Raw genomic sequence first — 17115 nt, forward strand, 5'->3', positions numbered from 1 at the left:
TAGAGATGGTGAGAAAAAGTCATTCGTAATAAGAGTTTGCGGCGAGCGTCATGCTCACCGCCTGTTCTGTTTGACATCGTAAAGAGAAGATTTGTTCGAACTTCATGATCTGAAAGGATCGTGATTTGTCGCAAGGGACGCTCAATCCCTTGCATATGATGGGTTTGCCTAACCGCACCCTCGAACCGATCTCGAGAAGCTGGTCTTTTTGTGCCAATGACATCGAATTGGATCCCGCACAGGATCCGGTTCAGGCGACAATTCCTTCGGAATTGCGCGGACGCTAACCCCTCAAGGGTGGCTGAAGCGACAATCCTTCGGATTGCGCGGGTGGGCATTGGCAATGAGAACGATCAAGTGTCTTAAGGGCAATTGGTGGATGCCTTGGCATGCACAGGCGATGAAGGACGTGATACGCTGCGATAAGCTACGGGGAGGTGCGAATACCCTTTGATCCGTAGATTTCCGAATGGGGAAACCCACCTAAGGTACTTGGAAAATCAGAGCAGCCAGAAGGTCGCAAGGCCGACTTGCTGCTGTGGTTTCCAAGTATCGTTAATAGGTAACTTATCCTGAATACATAGGGATAAAGTGGCGAACGCGGGGAACTGAAACATCTAAGTACCCGTAGGAAAGGACATCAACCGAGACTCCGGAAGTAGTGGCGAGCGAACCCGGACCAGGCCAGTGGCGATTGAGAGACAAGCGGAACCTTCTGGAAAGTAGGGCCATAGTGGGTGACAGCCCCGTACGCGTAATGCAATCAATCGTCCTCGAGTAAGGCGGGACACGTGAAATCCTGTCTGAAATTGGGGGGACCACCCTCCAAGCCTAAGTACTCGTGCATGACCGATAGCGAACTAGTACCGTGAGGGAAAGGTGAAAAGCACCCCGACAAGGGGAGTGAAAGAGTACCTGAAACCGATTGCCTACAAACAGTGGGAGCCCGCAAGGGTGACCACGTACCTTTTGTATAATGGGTCAGCGACTTAGTGTGACGAGCAAGCTTAAACCGCTAGGTGTAGGCGCAGCGAAAGCGAGTCTGAACAGGGCGTTCAGTTCGTTGCATTAGACCCGAAACCGAGTGATCTAGCCATGAGCAGGTTGAAGGTAAGGTAACACTTACTGGAGGACCGAACCCATAACTGTTGCAATAGTTCGGGATGACTTGTGGCTAGGGGTGAAAGGCCAATCAAACTCGGAAATAGCTGGTTCTCCGCGAAATCTATTTAGGTAGAGCGTCGACCGAATACCCCAGGGGGTAGAGCACTGGATGGGCTAGGGGTCCTCACCGGATTACCAAACCTAACCAAACTCCGAATACCTGGGAGTACTAGTCGGCAGACACACGGCGGGTGCTAACGTCCGTCGTGAAAAGGGAAACAACCCTGACCTACAGCTAAGGTCCCCAAGTTATGGCTAAGTGGGAAAGGATGTGAGGATCCCAAAACAACCAGGATGTTGGCTTAGAAGCAGCCATCATTTAAAGAAAGCGTAACAGCTCACTGGTCTAAATAAGGGTCTTTGCGCCGAAAATGTAACGGGGCTAAAGCCATACACCGAAGCTTAGGGTTCGTAGCAATACGAGCGGTAGCGGAGCGTTCTGTAAGCTGATGAAGCCATACCCGTGAGGGGTGGTGGAGGTATCAGAAGTGCGAATGCTGACATGAGTAACGTAAGGGGAGTGAGAGACTCCCCCGCCGAAAGACCAAGGGTTCCTGCTTAAAGCTAATCTGAGCAGGGTTAGCCGGCCCCTAAGACGAGGCGGAAACGCGTAGTCGATGGGAACCACGTTAATATTCGTGGGCTTGGAGGTAGTGACGGATCATTGAGGTAGTCCAATCTTATCGGATTGAACGGGCTGCTGCGTGGTTCCAGGAAATAGCTCCTCCTTATAAACCGTACCCGAAACCGACACTGGTGGTCTGGTAGAGTATACCAAGGCGCTTGAGAGAACTATGCTGAAGGAACTCGGCAAATTGCACGCGTAACTTCGGAAGAAGCGTGACCCTTTTCCACGCAAGTGGAGGAGGGTGGCACAGACCAGGGGGTAGCGACTGTTTATCAAAAACACAGGGCTCTGCGAAGTCGCAAGACGACGTATAGGGTCTGACGCCTGCCCGGTGCTGGAAGGTTAAGAGGAGGGGTGCAAGCTCTGAATCGAAGCCCCAGTAAACGGCGGCCGTAACTATAACGGTCCTAAGGTAGCGAAATTCCTTGTCGGGTAAGTTCCGACCTGCACGAATGGCGTAACGACTTCCCCGCTGTCTCCAGCATAGACTCAGTGAAATTGAATTCCCCGTGAAGATGCGGGGTTCCTGCGGTTAGACGGAAAGACCCCGTGCACCTTTACTATAGCTTTACATTGGCATTCGTAGTGGCATGTGTAGGATAGGTGGTAGGCTTTGAAACCTGGGCGCCAGCTCAGGTGGAGCCACCCTTGAAATACCACCCTTATTACTATGGATGTCTAACCGCGGCCCGTTATCCGGGTCCGGGACAATGTATGGTGGGTAGTTTGACTGGGGCGGTCGCCTCCTAAAGAGTAACGGAGGCGCGCGATGGTGGGCTCAGAACGGTCGGAAATCGTTCGCTGAGTGCAATGGCATAAGCCTGCCTGACTGCGAGACTGACAAGTCGAGCAGAGACGAAAGTCGGTCATAGTGATCCGGTGGTCCCGCGTGGAAGGGCCATCGCTCAACGGATAAAAGGTACGCCGGGGATAACAGGCTGATGACCCCCAAGAGTCCATATCGACGGGGTTGTTTGGCACCTCGATGTCGACTCATCGCATCCTGGGGCTGGAGCAGGTCCCAAGGGTATGGCTGTTCGCCATTTAAAGCGGTACGTGAGTTGGGTTCAGAACGTCGTGAGACAGTTCGGTCCCTATCTGCCGTGGGTGTAGGAATATTGAAAGGATCTGTCCCTAGTACGAGAGGACCGGGATGGACGGATCTCTGGTGGACCTGTTGTGGCGCCAGCCGCATAGCAGGGTAGCTATATCCGGACGGGATAACCGCTGAAGGCATCTAAGCGGGAAACCCACCTTAAAACGAGTATTCCCTGAGAACCGTGGAAGACGACCACGTTGATAGGCCGGGTGTGGAAGAGCGGCAACGCTTGAAGCTTACCGGTACTAATAGTTCGATCGGCTTGATCGTTCTCATTCCTTATGTCCATCTGACTTCGTCAGATGGTTTGTTCTCACTCACGCTTGTTCCGCCCTTCGGGCGGCGCTACGTGGGTGCGGCGCACAAGCGCCGACGGTCGGTCGACCTTGCGAAGCTTCGCTTCGAAAGGCGCCAGGCTAAAAGAACTCCAAAGGCACAAAAAACAGCTTCTCGAATAACGTGCGTTTTGCCGACCTGGTGGTTATGGCGGAGCGGCTGCACCCGATCCCATTCCGAACTCGGCCGTGAAACGCTCCAGCGCTGATGGTACTTCGTCTCAAGACGCGGGAGAGTAGGTCGCTGCCAGGTCTGCTAAACGCACGTTTTATGTGTCACATCCTACTTTCCAAAAATCGAAGCCGGTTTTTGGGTCGAGGCGATGAAATCTTCTCTGAACATGGCCCGCCAACGGGAAACACGGGCCGCGTAAGCGGCCCTTTCATTTGGCGGACAAACCTCTCGCAAGCTCTCGCTTGCAAATCGGTGGCGCGGGGTGGAGCAGCCCGGTAGCTCGTCAGGCTCATAACCTGAAGGTCACAGGTTCAAATCCTGTCCCCGCAACCAAATACAAATGAGCCCGCCATCGTGCGGGCTCTTTTGTATTTTGCCGTGGTCGCCGGCGATTCGAACCTGTCATCAGCGGCCCGCAAGCAGGCCTTGCCGACGCAGCAGGACAAAAAACCAAATCCTCTCCCCGCAACCAAATTAAACCGCCCGCCTGGATCAAACCCGGCGGGCCGTTTCGCGTTCGCACCAGAGATCAATCCGCCCCCCAGGCGAGAACAAGCCCGCGACGCACAACAAACAAATCCCACCGACCAAAACAATCCATACAAACGCCCGTAGCAATCGCCGCGGGCGTTTTGTTTTTGGGAGATGGCATAACCGCTTTAATGTAAGTCATTCCTGACCTTCCGCGGCGGTCACATCTCACAGCATCGCGCTGCCGCGCGATCGTTTTTTCTCGGCGGCGGCGAGCAGGTCTACAAATACGCGTACCTTGGCGGGCCTGAACCTTGCCGGCGGAAAGACGGCGTGGATGCCGCCGGTGGGCAAGGCCCATTCGGCAAAGACCGGCACCAGCCGTCCTTCGGCGATATCATCGCTGACGCTGTAGTCGGGAAACACACCCAGCCCTATGCCGGCAAGCACGCAGGCGTGGGCGGCCGGGCTCTTGTCGCATGTGATGACCGGATTGAGCTCGGTCAGCACCTTGTCACCATTCCTGGAAAACAGCCATTGGCCGACACCGCGAAGCTGGGCGTTTCCGACCCAGGCCAGCGATCGCGCCTGGCGCGGGCTCACACCCTGCGGCAGGCTCGCGGCGAGGGCAGGACTTGCCACCACGATCTGCCGTATCGTGCCCAGGCGCCGCGCCTGGTTCGAGGAATCGGCAAGCCAGCCGACGCGGATGCCGAGGTCGATCTGCTCGTCGACCAGATTGCTTACCGCATCGTCGAAGATCGCCTCGACGCGCATATGCGGATAGGTTTTCAGATAGGCGGCGATGACCGGCGCAACGATCTTCGTGCCGTAGTCGAGCGGTGCGGTCAGTCTCAGCATTCCCGCCGGTTCGACGCCACCGCGCGAAATCTCGCCATAGGCGGCTTCCGCTTCCCGCAGAATGATCATTGCACGGTCATAGAAGAGGCGTCCCTCTTCTGTCGGTGTGACGCGGCGCGTCGTGCGTCGCATGAGAGACGCGCCCAGTTCTTCCTCGAGCTTGCCAATCTGATGGCTGACCACGGCTTTGGCGACGCCAAGTCGGTCGGCTGCCGATGTGAAGGACCCGGTCTCCATCACGGTGGTGAAGTAAATGAGTCGATTGAGGTTCAGCAGGTCGGCCAAAGTGATCGCTTTTGTCTGATTGGATCAGACAGTTTGTATTATTGGTAGCCATTTATCGCAAGACCGCCCGCTGCCACATATGGGCCAGGACATTTGACGGTCAGGTCGCGGGGAGCCCCGCCAACGGACATCAGGCAATCATGCGCAACTCAGGCGTGACTTACCTTTTCGATCCGCTCTGCGGTTGGTGCTACGGCGCCACCCCAATGCTGGACAAATTGATGGCAGGCGGCGTGCGCGTCGAATTGCTGGCGACCGGCCTGTTTTCCGGCGCCGGCGCGCGTCCGATGGATGAGGGGTTTGCCGCCCATGCCTGGGCCAACGATCAGCGTATCGAACGTCTGACGGGACAGCCGTTCACGCAGGCTTATCAGCGCAACGTTCTAAACGTTCGTGGCACTCTGCGGGACTCCCATACCGCCACGCTCGCCATCAGCGCCGCAGGCCTGGAAGATCCCGGCCGGCGGCTGACCGCGCTGAAGGCGATCCAGCGGGCACGCTATGTCGACGGCCGCGATATCGTCACCGCCGGCGGTGTCGCCGAGGTGCTCTCCGCCGCTGGCATGGCGGATGCGGGCGAGTTGCTGGCGGCGCCAACGGAGCGGCTGCTGACGGCTCACCGCGAACTGGTCGGTCGCGGCCGCGCGTTGTTCCAGCGCTTGCATGCCAATGGCGTGCCTTCGCTGGCGGTCATCCGCAACGAAGCGCCCCGGCTCATCGGTTCGAACGCGCTGTTCGGCAGCTTCGACAATCTCGTCGCCCATATCGCTGCGGCCTGATCTCCACCCAATCAGCCTCCAACAGGAAATGGAAGAAGACATGGCAAAAGTTGCTCTTATCGGCGCCTCCGGCGCCGTCGGTTCGCGCCTGCTCAAGGAACTCTCCGACCGTGGCCATACGGTCACCGGCATCGCCCGCAGCCCGGAAAAGATCGCGGCGCTGCCCGGCGTGACCGCCAGAAAAGGCGATGTCTTTGACAGGCAAGGTCTCGCCGATTTGATCCGCGGACACGACGTGGTGATCAGCTCGGTGCATTTCCTGGACAGCGACCCCGATACGTTGATCGCTGCGGTGCGTGACTCCGGCGTGAAGCGGTATCTCGTCGTGGGCGGCGCGGGCAGTCTCGAAGTCGCGCCCGGCAAGCGGCTGGTCGACACTCCCGAATTCCCCGAGATCTACAAGGCCGAAGCACAGAAGGGCGCCGACTTCCTGGATAAGCTCAAGACGGTCGGCGATCTCGACTGGACGCTCCTGTCGCCTTCGGCCCTGTTCGTCCCAGGCGAGCGCACCGGCAAATACCGTCTCGGCAAGGACACGCTTCTCGCCTCGGACAAGGGCAGCAGCATTTCCTTCGAGGACTATGCCATCGTCCTGGTCGACGAGATCGAGAAGCCGGCGCATGTCAGGCAGCGCTTCACCGTCGGCTATTGATACAGCGCTGCGCAAGTGACGAGCGTCGCAAAGTGACCGCTCGTCATCTTCGCTAGTCCTCAGGCTGGAAACGCGGGCCGGCGATTGCCGTGATGACCGAGATCATGGATGCCATGAGGCTGAAGCGGCGGCGCGGCGGCATGTCGAATCCGCTTGGCAGATCGCCCACACGACGCTTCGGTTGCCGCCGGCGGTAACCGGCGCCAGTACGGGAAGTGGTTCAGGCGTCGCTGGCCAAGGTCGCGCGCAGCCATGCGGTGATGGCATCGAAGTCGATCGGCCGCGTGGTGTCGACGTCGAACAGCGGTCCGCGCCGCAGCGGTTCGGCGCGTTTGGCCAGTTCAATCAGTTCAGGGATATAGGCAGCGCCGGGATGGCCGGGGAGGCGCTGGCCGAGCCTGGCGCCATAACGTTCGGCCAGAACCTCGCCGGGCGCGTGGCACCAGATCTCGACGGTGTGTTCGACGCCGGCCTTGCGCAGATGATCCTCGAGCACTTGCCGGGGCTGGAAACCGAACCAGGCGTCGACGATGAAGGTGCTGCCGGCCGGGGCGTCGCCGACGACCGACCAGATTGCCTGGTAGCTGGCGCGGCCCAGCGTGCGGTTGAATTCGCGATCGGCGCCGCCGAGCACTTCGAGGAACGGGTTTTTGACCGTGTCGAGTGCAAGCAGCGGCCATCCCATGCGGTCGGCGATGCCGCGTGACACGGTGCTCTTGCCGCTGGCCGGGATGCCGTTGACGAGCACGGCGCGTCTGGCGCGACCAAGGTTAACGGAAAGCGATGTCGATGCCGGGGCCGAAAGCGCCTGGAGCCCGGCGCCGATCACACCGGCATCGTCGCCGAGCTGTGCCGGCTCGACCGGGCATTGGTACCAGGGCGCCAGCGCCGGCGCGTGGCCGAGCGCTCTGTGTGCCGCGAGGCCAAGCCCACCGCCAAGCAGAACGAGGTCGGGGTCAAACATGGCGACGGTGGTATCGATCGCCGCGCGCAGCGGCCTTGCCCAGGCTTCCAGTATGCTGCGCGCCTCGATATCGCCGGCCACGTCGCGAGCAAAGAGCTGGTCGACCGAAACGTCAGGCCCAAAGCCGGCGCGCGCGATGTGGCGGCCAAGCGCCGTGCCGGAACTGGTGGTTTCGACACAGCCGCGCCGCCCGCAGGCACAGACCTCGCCGTCGACGTCGACGGTGATGTGGCCAAGTTGTCCCGCCGTTGCCCGGCCGCGCATGATCCGTCGGTTCTGGACCACGGCGCCGCCAATGCCGGTGCCGATGGTGAACATGGCGATGTTGTCGTGGCCCCGGCCGGCGCCAAGAGCCATCTCTGCGGCCAGCGCCATGTTGCAATCATTGTCGAGGATAACAGGCTTGCCGGTCATGCTTTCCAGCCGCTGCGCCAGCGCGACCGAGGCAAGGTTGACATAGCCACCCGACAGGACCGTGCCGCGCCGCGCGTCGACGCGGCCGGGAACACCGACGCCGATGGCCGCCACGTCGGGCGTATCGAGAAGGCGCACCATGTCGGCGATCCGGCCAAGCACCAGTTCCGGGTCGGGCGCGCTCTTCTCGCTGAGGCGTTTGAGGATTTCACCCGTGCGCGATATGCGGGCGGCACGCAAATTGGTGCCGCCGATATCGATCCCTATGGCCATCGATTTTTGTGGCATGATGTCCTGCACGTGCCGGTGATCCAACGGGATATCAGGCGGCGGCCTTCTGCCGATAGTGCCCGATCACCGCCTGGATTTCTCGCAGTCGCGGCACCGCGATGGTCTTAAGCCTTTCGCGCTGAATGTCACGGTCGAGCGAGATGCAGTCCTTCCAGAGCGAACGGCCGGCGATCACACCGGAGGCGCCATTTTGCATGGCGATCTCGACCTGGCCGAGGAAGGTAGCGTGGTTGACGCCTGCCGAAAGCACCGCCCACGGCACTTCGCCAGCCATTTTTGTGATGTTGGCACAGGCTTCCGGCGTTCCGGGGTAGGGAAGCTTCAGCACCTTTGCGCCGCATTCCAGCGAAATCCTTGTGCCTTCCTCGACCAGCCAAGGCGTCTTGGCCGCATAGTCTTCCGGACTTTCTCCGTCGAGCTGATAGGTCAGGAACTCGACGACGAGCAGCAGATCCTCTTTGCCGAAGTCGGTGATGCACTGGCGCAGGATGGCGATGTTGTGCTCGTTGGCCTGCGGCTTGTCGGCCCTGAGATAGACCATGATCTTGCCGCCCGTGCCGCCGAGTTCGCGCACGCGCCGCGCGTCGATGCCGGGAACCAGCCGCGACAGGCGGTAGCCTTCCGGCGAAACGTCGAAACCGGAGGCGTCGAGGCCGATGAGGAGTGCGGTATCCCGGTTCAGCACGCCCTCGTCGACCACCCTCGGCACCGCGCAGAGCGGGTCGAGCAGCACGCAGGACGCAGCGCTTGCTAGGTAGCGCGTGATGTCGGCCTTGGTGTCGCCGAGCATGTCGTTGGTGATCCTGGCCTGGTCCGCGGGGTCTGATGCCAGCAAGGTGCGCATGCCGCCGCGCTGGTCGCAAGCGATGGCCACCATGGCGCCGTCCCTGCCGCATATCTGCTGGTAGCCGCGCAGTTCCGCGGTGGTCATCTTCGTCATGGTTTTCTGTCCGATGTTGGCGCTCTCTCGCCGAGGCGCTGATCCCGTGGAAACAATGGTCAGTTTGCCTGCCTGCCGGCAGGAAGATTTTGCCGCCTGATGCATCGCCGGCTGCCAGCACAAGCAGCCTTGCCGGCGCGTGGCCTGGTATGGCCCTCAAGTTGCGAGTTCACCCGATTTGCGCGATAACTCCCATCGGCGTATACGTGTGTAACACGTTGCTGAAAGGAATTGCAAGCTGTCTGTTCCCTCCGTCCAGGACGCGACCGCATCGCGCACGATGCTGCACACGGTTGCAAAGCTGCACTATGTGGAGGAGATGTCGCAGGTCGACATAGCGCGGCAGCTCGGTGTCTCCACCGCGACGATTTCGCGCTTGCTGCAGCGGGCGCGGGCCGAGGGCATCGTGCGCATCGAGGTCATCGACCTGGCGACGCCGGAGGATATCACCAGGCAACTGGTCGACGGGCTGAAATTGCGGGATGCCGCGGTTGTCGAGACGCCGGCGGCGGGTGGGTTGACGGCGCTTTCCGCCCCGCTTGGCGCTTTGCTCAGGCAGGCGCAGCTGGTGGCCGGCTCCGTGGTCGCCATCGGCTGGGGGCGCGCCGTGCGCGAGGTCATCCGCGCCGGCCTGCCGCGCATGCCGGGCGTGCTGACAGTGGCCGCAACCGGCGGCATGCAGCAGCACGCGGCGCATTTCCAGGTCAATGAATTCGTGCGGCTTGCCGCGGAGGAGTTCGGTGGCACGCCGCGCTTCATCCATGCGCCCTATTTGCCGTCGAGCGAGCTGCGCGAGGTCTTCCTGCGCGACGCCGCCATCCGCGACGCCGTCGCCTTGTGGGAGAGAACCGATGTGGCGATCGTCGGCATCGGCCTGCCGCACGCCATAAACGCGCCCGAGGCGAGCGCAGCCACGCCGAGCGAGCAGGCGCTGGTTCACGCGGCCGGCGACGTGCTGCGTCATTACTTCGATGCGGAAGGCGCCCTGATCGCCTGGGAAGGGGAGAGCCGGATGATCGCCATGTCGCCGGCGCAGCTTCGCGCCGTGCCGCTGGTGATCGGCGTCGCCGCCTCGCCTGAGAAGGCGACGGCAATCATCGGCGCCGTTCGTTCCGGGCTCATCAACACGCTGGTGACGGATACCAAGACGGCGCAGGCCATCCTCGCGGTTCTTGCAACGCGATAGCGGCAGATATGCCGGACGGATGCCGCGCCGTGGCGCGGAGAGAAGCCGTTGCGAAATCGATTGTATCGCCGGGGAGTCGGGACGATAGTTCGCCTGGGCTCCGAGGAGCAGTCGGATGGTGTCTGGAAAAGCCGGCGTTGCCGTCCCGGAAAAACCGGGTTGCAATTTATTTCTGCAAAGTGTTACAAAATACGGACCCGGCGTGCAGGCATGCCGGGCGCTGTGTTCCCTGACCTGGCGGAGGCGAGGAAAGCGAGCACGGCGATTGCGCCGGTCGGCTGGACCGGCTGACAGACTGGAGGGCGCTTGGGAGGAGCTGCCCGCGAAAGGCAAACAGGCGTTCCCGGCCGTCGGCATCCTGCCCCCGCGCGGATGACGGCCATTCCAATGTCACCGCAAACGGCAGAATTGCCAACAATGAGGAGGATGTCATGAAGAAGATCGTTGCCGCGCTCGCGGCGCTTGCCGTCAGCGCGACGGTGCTGATGGCGCCCGCGCAGGCACAGGACAAGAAATACACCATTGCGCTCATTCCGGGCCTCACCACCGATGGCTTCTACATCACCATGCGCAAAGGTGCTCAGGCGGCTGCCGATGCGCTCGGCGTGAACCTGGTCTTCCAGGGTGCTCCGGACTTCAATCCGGTCACCCAGGTGCCAGTGCTCGACGCGGTCATCGCCAAGAAGCCGGATGCTATCCTGATCGCGCCCACCGACAAGGTCCAGCTGGTGGAACCGCTGCGCAAGGCCAATGATGCCGGCATCCCGGTCATAACCGTCGATACTTTCATCGGCAGCAGCGCCTACCAGACGGGTGCCGGCGACGCCGATTTCCCGCTGGCCTACATTGCCTCGGACAATGTGCTGGGCGGCGAGATCGCGGCTAGGGCGCTGGCCACGTCCATCGGCGACAAGGGCAAGGTCTATGTGTCGAACGTCAAGCCCGGCATTTCGACCACCGATCAGCGCGAAGAAGGCTTCAAGAAGGAGATGGCCAAGCATACCGGCATCACCGTTCTGGAAACCCAGTTCAATGACGACGACGCCAACAAGGCGGCCTCGCAGCTGCAGGCTGTCTTCGCGCGCAATCCCGATCTCGTCGGCGTGTTCGGCGCCAACCTGTTCTCGGCGCTCGGCGCCGCCAACGGCGTCAAGCAGGCGGGGCAGACGGGGACCGTCAAGGTGGTTGCCTTCGATGCACCGACCAGCATCGTCGACAACATCAATACCGGCCTCGTGGACGTGGCAATCGCCCAGCATCCGGCCGAGATCGGCTATTACGGCGTGGTTTCGGCCTACGCCCACCTGACCGGCCATTCGATCCCGGTCACGATCGGCACCGGCTTCACGATCATGGACAAGTCGAACATCGCGGACCCGAACATCTCGAAGTATCTCTACTCCGAGTAAGCCCAGACGAGCTTGGCTCCCTCCCGGTTTTGCCGGGGGGAGTTCGCGCCGGGTCCCGCAAAAGGCGGGGCCTGTTTGAAGGCAGCCGCGCCGCGGAGTATTCATGACCTCGACATCACCAGCCCAGCCTGCCGAGAAGCATGTCGCCCCCCAGGCCGATCATGGCGATCCGGCCAGGAGCCTGATCGGACGCATCGCCGAAGGGCGCGCCTGGCTGTTCCTTGCCGGCCTGATCATCTGTTTCGAGATATGGTCGAGATACGCCTTCGGCGCGACGTTCGTGCTCAACCCGTTCAACCTGCAATCCATTGCGATCTTCGCGATAGCGCCGCTGCTGCTGGCGACCGGCCAGACCTTCGTCATCATTTCAGGCGGCATCGACCTGTCGCTCGGCTTCATCATGGGCCTTGCCGCAGTCGTTGCAGCGCATGCCACCAATATGGCGGGCGCCGCCATTCCCTTGCCGCTGGCCATGCTCGCGGGCATCCTCGCCGCCGTGATCGTTGCCGGTGTGCCCGGCATCATCAATGGTCTGCTGATCTCACGCCTCAGGGTGCCGCCGTTCATCGGTACGCTCGGCATGTTCGGCGTCGCGCGCGGCGTTGCCTTCCTGCTTGCCGGCGGCACCACGGTGCCGGTGCAGAATTCTTGGTTCGCGCTGCTCGGCAACGGCAAGTTCTATGGCGTGCCCTATCTGGTCATGATCGCTGCCGTCTTCGTCATCGGCATGCACTACCTGCTCAGCCAGACGCGGTTCGGCCAGCACAATTATGCCATCGGCGCCAATGTGCAGGCGGCGCGGCGCGCCGGCATCGATATCAGGGGCCACATATTGCGGCTCTATGTGCTGTCGGCGATGTGCGCCGGCCTTGGCGGGGCGCTCTACGCAGCGCGCTTCACCGCCGGTGCGGCACAAGCCGGCGAGCCGCTGCTGCTCGACAGCGTCGCGGCGGTGGTGATCGGCGGCGCCAGCCTGTTCGGCGGCTCCGGCACGATCCTGGGCACGGTCGCCGGCGCGCTGGTGATCGCGGTCATCCAGTACGGGCTGGTCTTCGTCAATGTCGAGCCGTTCTGGCAATTCATCGCCGTCGGCGTCGTCATCATCATTTCCGTGCTCATAGACCAGGCGCAGCGCCGGTTCAGTGGAGGCCGCCAGGATGAATAGCACCGACCAGAACACTCCCTTGCTCGAAGTCCGCAACCTGTCCAAGCATTTTGGCGCCGTGCGTGCGCTCAGCGATTTCTCCATGGCCGTGCGGCCGGGCGAAGTGGTGGCGCTTGCCGGCGACAATGGCGCCGGCAAGACGACGCTGATCAAGGCGATCTCGGGCGTGTTCCAGCCGACGGGGGGCGAAATCCTGCTCGGTGGCCAGCCAGTGGCTTTCGCGACGCCGCAGGAGGCGCGCGAAAAAGGCATCGAGACGATCTACCAGGATCTGGCTCTGGCCGACAATCTGTCGATCGGCGCCAACATCTTCCTTGGCCGCGAACCGATGCGCAAGGCGTTCGGCTTCCTGCCGGTGCTCGATCGCAAGGCGATGGCAGAGGCCGCCAGGGAGACGATGAAGCGGCTCGATTTCCATGTCAGCCGGATGAACGCCCCGGTCAGCAATTTCTCCGGCGGCCAGCGCCAGGCCGTCGCCATCGGCCGCGCCGTCTACTGGGATGCGCAGATCCTGATCATGGACGAACCGACGGCGGCATTGGGCGTGCCGGAGCAGCGCAAGGTGATTTCGCTGATCCACCAGCTCAAGGCGCAAGGACGCGGCGTGATCTTCATCTCGCACAATTTGCAGGACATCTTCGCGGTTTCGGACCGCATCGTCGTGCTGCGGCGCGGCGTCCAGGCCGGCGAGCGCAAGATCTCCGAGACCAATCATGACGAAGTCGTCAGGCTGATGGTCGGGGGATAGGCGGGTTCTCTCGGTGTGATCTTGCTCGAAGACCGGATCATGGTCTGCTTCTGTCCAATCTGGGCGCGGCCGCCACCAGCGCCTTGCCGACGGCCGATTGCGGTGCGTCGATAACGGTTCGGGCATCGCCGCTCTCGGCAATCCGCCCGCCATCGAGAAGGATGACGCGGTGGGCGATCGCGCGCACCACGCCGAGATCATGCGAAATGAAGAGATAGGCGATCCGTTCCTGGTGCTGCAGGTCGAGCAGGAGATCGAGGATCTGGCCGCGCACCGAGACATCGAGCGCCGACACCGCTTCATCAAGCACGATCAGCGACGGCTTGGTGGCGATGGCGCGGGCAATCGCCACGCGTTGCCGCTGGCCGCCGGAGATTTCATGGATGGCGCGCGGTGCAAGACCGGCCGCAAGGCCGACCCGCTCCAGCAAGGCAGCGATGCGGCGCGGCCGCTCGGAGCGCGAGGCGACGCCATGAATGCGCAAAGGGTCGTCGAGGACGCGCGCCACGGTGGCGCGTGGGTTGAAGGCGGCGAGCGGATCTTGGAACACCATTTGCAGGCGGGCGCGGCGCACACGCAAGGGCGCGCCGCGCAGCGCCAAGAAATCATCGCCTTCGAATTCGATGCCTCCGCCATCCGGCTCGATCAAGCGCAACACCAGTCGCGCGATCGTCGATTTGCCGCTTCCGGACGGCCCGGCCAGCGCCAGCGTTTCGCCGGGCTCGACATGAAAGGAGACATCGTCCACCGCAGCGAGGGTCTTGCCGGCGCGACCATAGCGTTTGGTGAGATTAGACACCGTCAGCAGGCTCATCCATTCAGCCCGCTTCGGTTCAGCAAGGGTTGGGCGTCGAGGCCGATATGGGCGTCGAGCAGCGCGCGCGTGTAGGCTTGGGCGGGTGCGTCGATCATCTGCGCCGTCTTGCCAAGCTCCACCAACTGGCCATGTCGGAAGACCGCGATGCGTTCGGCAAGTTCGGCGGCGAGCGCGATGTCATGGCTGATGAACAGCAGCGTCATGCCGTCCTCTGCCACCAGCCGTCGGATCAGCGCGACGATCTCGGCCTGCACGATGGTGTCGAGCGCGCTGGTTGCCTCGTCGGCGATCAGCAGTTTCGGCCCGGCGACAATCGCGGCGGCAATCGCCACACGCTGCTTCTGGCCGCCGGAAAGCTGGTGCGGGAAGGCGCGCAGGGCGGAGTCAGGGTCGGGCAAGCGGACGCGTTCGAGGAGGGTTCTGGCCTTGGCGTATGCCTGCTGCCATGTGAGGCCGAGATGGGTGCGGGCGACTTCGGCGATCTGCTTGCCGATGGTCATCACGGGATCGAGGCTTGCGGAGGGATCCTGAAAGACGAAGCCGATGTCGCGGCCGAGGAGGGGTGTCAGGTTTTGTCCGGAGTGAGACTTTGGCGTTCTGCGTTCTACGGCATCCAACGTTGGTAGAGAGAACCACTCGATGCTGCCTTCAATTTTCGAAGACAGTGGCAACAACCCCGCGATCGCCAGCGCCAGGGTGCTCTTGCCCGAACCGCTTTCACCGATGATCGCAAGCCGTTCGCCTGCGTGGAGATCGATAGTGATGTTCTTCAGCGCCGTCACCTCGATGCCATCGCCGCGGTAGGTCACCGAGAGATCGCGGATCGACGCCAGCGCGGTCACGACAGGCCCCTGCGCACGGCCGTCGTCTCGACGATGCCTTCGCCGGCGAGATAGACGCTCAATACCGTCAACACCAGCGCAATGCCCGGGACGATCGACAGGAACGGCGCGGTGCGCAGGACAGTGCGGCCTTCCGCGATCATGCCGCCCCAGGTGACCCGGTTGGGATCGCCGAGGCCAAGGAAGGACAGGGCCGCTTCGGTGAGGATCGCGGCGGCGACGATCACCGATGACATCGCCAGCACCGGCGGCAAGGCGTTGGGCAGCACTTCGCGAAAGGCGATCTCCAGTGGATGCATGCCGATGACGCGGGCACCGGCGACATAGTCGCGCTCGCGGATCGACAGCACTTCCGCGCGGGCAATGCGCGCCGGTCCAGTCCAGGTGCCGAGCGCTATGGCCACGACGACGACGCCGAGCGAGGGGCCAACCACGCTGACGAAGGCTAGCGCCAGCAGGAAACCAGGCACGGTCTGGAACGCGTCGGAAATGCGCATCAGCACTTCGTCAACGAGGCCGCCGGCAAAGCCGGCCAGCGTGCCGACGACCGCGCCGACGACAAGGGCCGCGGCGGCTGCAGCGAGGCCGACAGCCAGCGAGGTGCGGGCGCCGTGGAACAGTTCGGCCAGCACGTCACGGCCGAGCCGATCGGTGCCGAGCGGCAGCGACCAATCCTGGAATGGCGGCAGCAGCGCGGGGCCGGCAATGGCTTGCGGATCCCCGGGAAACAGTAGCGAGGCCGACAGCGCCATGGCGAACAGCACCGCCAGAAGGATAGTGCCGACAACCGCCTCGGGCGTGCGCAGGAAGCGGCGCAGACGGCTCATGCGCCGGCCTCGCTGGCGCCGACGCGCGGATCGAGGAAGGCATAGGCGATGTCGACGAGCAGGTTGATCACGATGACCAGCACGGCGCTGACGAGGATGATGCCGAGCAGCAGGGGCGTGTCGCGCGCGGCCACCGCCTCCTGCGCCAGCCGGCCGAGGCCGGGCACGGCAAAGACGCTCTCGATGACGACACTGCCACCGAGCATCTGCGCCGACTGCAGGCCAAGCATGGTGACCAGCGGCAGCAGCGCGTTGCGGGCAATGTGGGCGAGCACGATGCGGTGGCGCGAAAGCCCCCTGGCGCGGGCGGCCAGCACAAAATCCTGCCGCCAGACCTCGGCCATGCCGGCACGCATCATGCGCAGATAGAGCGCGAGATAGATGAAGCCGAGCGCGGAAACCGGCAGGACGAGATGGATGGCGATGTCGGCGGCGCGGTCGAGGCCGATCTTGTCCGAGGCCAGGGTTTCGATACCGCCGATCGGTAGCCAGCGCAGGTCGACGGCGAAGGTTACGATCAGCACCAGGCCGAGCCAGAAGCCGGGCACTGCGTAGAGCGCCAGCGAGGCGACAGAGAGAAAACGGTCGCGGAAGCTGCCGGGCCTTGCGCCGGCATAGATGCCGAGCGCCGAGCCGAGGCCGAAGGAGAGCGCGGTGGCGCTGACCATCAGGACGAGCGTGGTCGGCAAGCGTTCCAAGATGACATCGCGGATCGGCCGGGAGAAAGTGACGGACTGGCCGAGGTCGAGATGCAGCAATGCCCAGAGGTAGTTGGCGAGCCGCGTCAACTCCGACTGGTCAAGGCCCCAGCGATGGCGCAAGAGCTCGATCATGCCGGCGTCGCCGCCGGTCGAGACGATATAGGCGTCGACCGCGTCGCCGGGCGCGGCTTCAAGGAGAAGGAAGGTGCCGATGACGACGATAAGCAGAACGAAGATGCTGCCGATGAGGCGACGACGCAGGAGGACGAGGGCGCGAGTCATAATGATGGGACGCCGCTTGTAAACTTCTGAGGCCGTGCTCCACGGCGCCCCCCTCTGTCCTGCCGGACATCTCCCCCACT

At 62.5% G+C, this 17115-nt stretch carries 13 protein-coding genes, 1 tRNA gene and 2 rRNA genes; 9 read left to right on the forward strand and 7 right to left on the reverse strand.

Features of this window, described 5'->3' with window-relative positions; genetic code table 11:
- Positions 1-351 precede the first annotated feature (351 nt).
- The 3 genes from EN850_RS05700 (at position 352) to EN850_RS05710 (ending at position 3734) form a co-directional block, all read left to right on the forward strand.
- A 23S ribosomal RNA gene (locus EN850_RS05700) occupies positions 352-3161 on the forward strand.
- A gap of 203 nt (positions 3162-3364) precedes the next feature.
- Positions 3365-3479: ribosomal RNA gene (gene rrf, locus EN850_RS05705) — 5S ribosomal RNA — on the forward strand.
- Between the two features lie 178 nt (positions 3480-3657).
- Positions 3658-3734, forward strand: a tRNA-Met gene (locus tag EN850_RS05710).
- 366 nt (positions 3735-4100) lie between these two features.
- Here the strand turns inward: EN850_RS05710 and EN850_RS05715 are convergent.
- Entirely contained in the window at positions 4101-5018 is a 918-nt protein-coding gene (locus tag EN850_RS05715) for a LysR family transcriptional regulator (protein WP_127279803.1), read from the reverse strand.
- A 140-nt stretch (positions 5019-5158) separates the two neighbouring features.
- Here EN850_RS05715 and EN850_RS05720 point away from each other — a divergent pair, with 140 nt between their 5' ends.
- Both EN850_RS05720 and EN850_RS05725 read left to right on the forward strand, forming a co-directional pair.
- Complete coding sequence (locus EN850_RS05720) at positions 5159-5797, forward strand: DsbA family protein (protein WP_136090808.1); 639 nt, start codon at positions 5159-5161, stop codon at positions 5795-5797.
- 40 nt (positions 5798-5837) lie between these two features.
- Positions 5838-6449 (forward strand): NAD(P)-dependent oxidoreductase, encoded by a 612-nt coding sequence (locus EN850_RS05725; RefSeq protein ID WP_127872303.1) that lies wholly within the window; start codon positions 5838-5840, stop codon positions 6447-6449.
- Between the two features lie 220 nt (positions 6450-6669).
- On the opposite strand, the gene EN850_RS05735 is transcribed toward EN850_RS05725, so the two are convergent.
- Positions 6670-8115, reverse strand: coding sequence for an ROK family protein (locus EN850_RS05735; RefSeq protein WP_135914939.1), 1446 nt, complete (start codon positions 8113-8115; stop codon positions 6670-6672).
- A 34-nt stretch (positions 8116-8149) separates the two neighbouring features.
- Positions 8150-9058 carry a tagatose-bisphosphate aldolase gene (locus EN850_RS05740; protein WP_135914940.1) on the reverse strand — a complete coding sequence of 303 codons (909 nt, stop codon included), beginning with the start codon at positions 9056-9058 and terminating at the stop codon, positions 8150-8152.
- A 280-nt stretch (positions 9059-9338) separates the two neighbouring features.
- Between EN850_RS05740 and EN850_RS05745 the strand changes: the two genes are divergently transcribed.
- The 4 genes from EN850_RS05745 to EN850_RS05760 all read left to right on the forward strand — a co-directional run bounded on the left by EN850_RS05745 (position 9339) and on the right by EN850_RS05760 (position 13566).
- Positions 9339-10244: a sugar-binding transcriptional regulator gene (locus EN850_RS05745; RefSeq protein WP_135914941.1), complete on the forward strand. Its 906-nt coding sequence runs from the start codon at positions 9339-9341 to the stop codon at positions 10242-10244.
- Positions 10245-10675: 431 nt separating this feature from the next.
- Complete coding sequence (locus EN850_RS05750) at positions 10676-11653, forward strand: ABC transporter substrate-binding protein (protein ID WP_136090809.1); 978 nt, start codon at positions 10676-10678, stop codon at positions 11651-11653.
- A 103-nt stretch (positions 11654-11756) separates the two neighbouring features.
- A complete protein-coding gene (locus EN850_RS05755; protein ID WP_127279899.1) occupies positions 11757-12818 on the forward strand; it encodes a ribose ABC transporter in 1062 nt (353 codons plus the stop codon).
- The gene (locus EN850_RS05760; protein WP_127279898.1) at positions 12811-13566 is read left to right on the forward strand and encodes an ATP-binding cassette domain-containing protein; all 756 of its coding nucleotides are present in this window, start codon (positions 12811-12813) and stop codon (positions 13564-13566) included. The genes EN850_RS05755 and EN850_RS05760 overlap by 8 nt, the downstream gene beginning before the upstream one ends.
- Positions 13567-13603: 37 nt before the next feature.
- Here EN850_RS05760 and EN850_RS05765 read toward each other — a convergent pair whose 3' ends face one another.
- Genes EN850_RS05765 through EN850_RS05780 form a run of 4 tightly spaced genes read right to left on the reverse strand, consistent with a single transcriptional unit; the run spans position 13604 to position 17035 of the window.
- On the reverse strand, positions 13604-14380 hold the full coding sequence (locus EN850_RS05765; protein WP_136090810.1) for an ATP-binding cassette domain-containing protein: 777 nt from the start codon (positions 14378-14380) through the stop codon (positions 13604-13606).
- Positions 14377-15225 (reverse strand): ABC transporter ATP-binding protein, encoded by an 849-nt coding sequence (locus tag EN850_RS05770; RefSeq protein WP_189591010.1) that lies wholly within the window; start codon positions 15223-15225, stop codon positions 14377-14379. Before EN850_RS05770 ends, EN850_RS05765 begins: the two co-directional genes overlap by 4 nt.
- Complete coding sequence (locus EN850_RS05775) at positions 15222-16052, reverse strand: ABC transporter permease (RefSeq protein WP_136090811.1); 831 nt, start codon at positions 16050-16052, stop codon at positions 15222-15224. Before EN850_RS05775 ends, EN850_RS05770 begins: the two co-directional genes overlap by 4 nt.
- Complete coding sequence (locus EN850_RS05780) at positions 16049-17035, reverse strand: ABC transporter permease (RefSeq protein ID WP_136090812.1); 987 nt, start codon at positions 17033-17035, stop codon at positions 16049-16051. Before EN850_RS05780 ends, EN850_RS05775 begins: the two co-directional genes overlap by 4 nt.
- Positions 17036-17115: the final 80 nt, after the last annotated feature.

It is taken from the genome of Mesorhizobium sp. M8A.F.Ca.ET.207.01.1.1, assembly GCF_004794715.1.
In the GTDB taxonomy this organism is placed as follows: Bacteria; Pseudomonadota; Alphaproteobacteria; order Rhizobiales; family Rhizobiaceae; genus Mesorhizobium.

Excerpts from the sequence above, each read along its gene's own strand:
- EN850_RS05735 (WP_135914939.1), bottom strand. The coding sequence starts at position 8,115 with ATGCCACAAAAATCGATGGCCATAGGGATCGATATCGGCGGCACCAAT.
- EN850_RS05720 (WP_136090808.1), top strand. The coding sequence starts at position 5,159 with ATGCGCAACTCAGGCGTGACTTACCTTTTCGATCCGCTCTGCGGTTGG.
- EN850_RS05765 (WP_136090810.1), bottom strand. The coding sequence starts at position 14,380 with ATGAGCCTGCTGACGGTGTCTAATCTCACCAAACGCTATGGTCGCGCC.
- EN850_RS05750 (WP_136090809.1), top strand. The coding sequence starts at position 10,676 with ATGAAGAAGATCGTTGCCGCGCTCGCGGCGCTTGCCGTCAGCGCGACG.
- EN850_RS05780 (WP_136090812.1), bottom strand. The coding sequence starts at position 17,035 with ATGACTCGCGCCCTCGTCCTCCTGCGTCGTCGCCTCATCGGCAGCATC.
- EN850_RS05740 (WP_135914940.1), bottom strand. The coding sequence starts at position 9,058 with ATGACGAAGATGACCACCGCGGAACTGCGCGGCTACCAGCAGATATGC.
- EN850_RS05760 (WP_127279898.1), top strand. The coding sequence starts at position 12,811 with ATGAATAGCACCGACCAGAACACTCCCTTGCTCGAAGTCCGCAACCTG.
- EN850_RS05755 (WP_127279899.1), top strand. The coding sequence starts at position 11,757 with ATGACCTCGACATCACCAGCCCAGCCTGCCGAGAAGCATGTCGCCCCC.
- EN850_RS05745 (WP_135914941.1), top strand. The coding sequence starts at position 9,339 with ATGCTGCACACGGTTGCAAAGCTGCACTATGTGGAGGAGATGTCGCAG.
- EN850_RS05725 (WP_127872303.1), top strand. The coding sequence starts at position 5,838 with ATGGCAAAAGTTGCTCTTATCGGCGCCTCCGGCGCCGTCGGTTCGCGC.
- EN850_RS05775 (WP_136090811.1), bottom strand. The coding sequence starts at position 16,052 with ATGAGCCGTCTGCGCCGCTTCCTGCGCACGCCCGAGGCGGTTGTCGGC.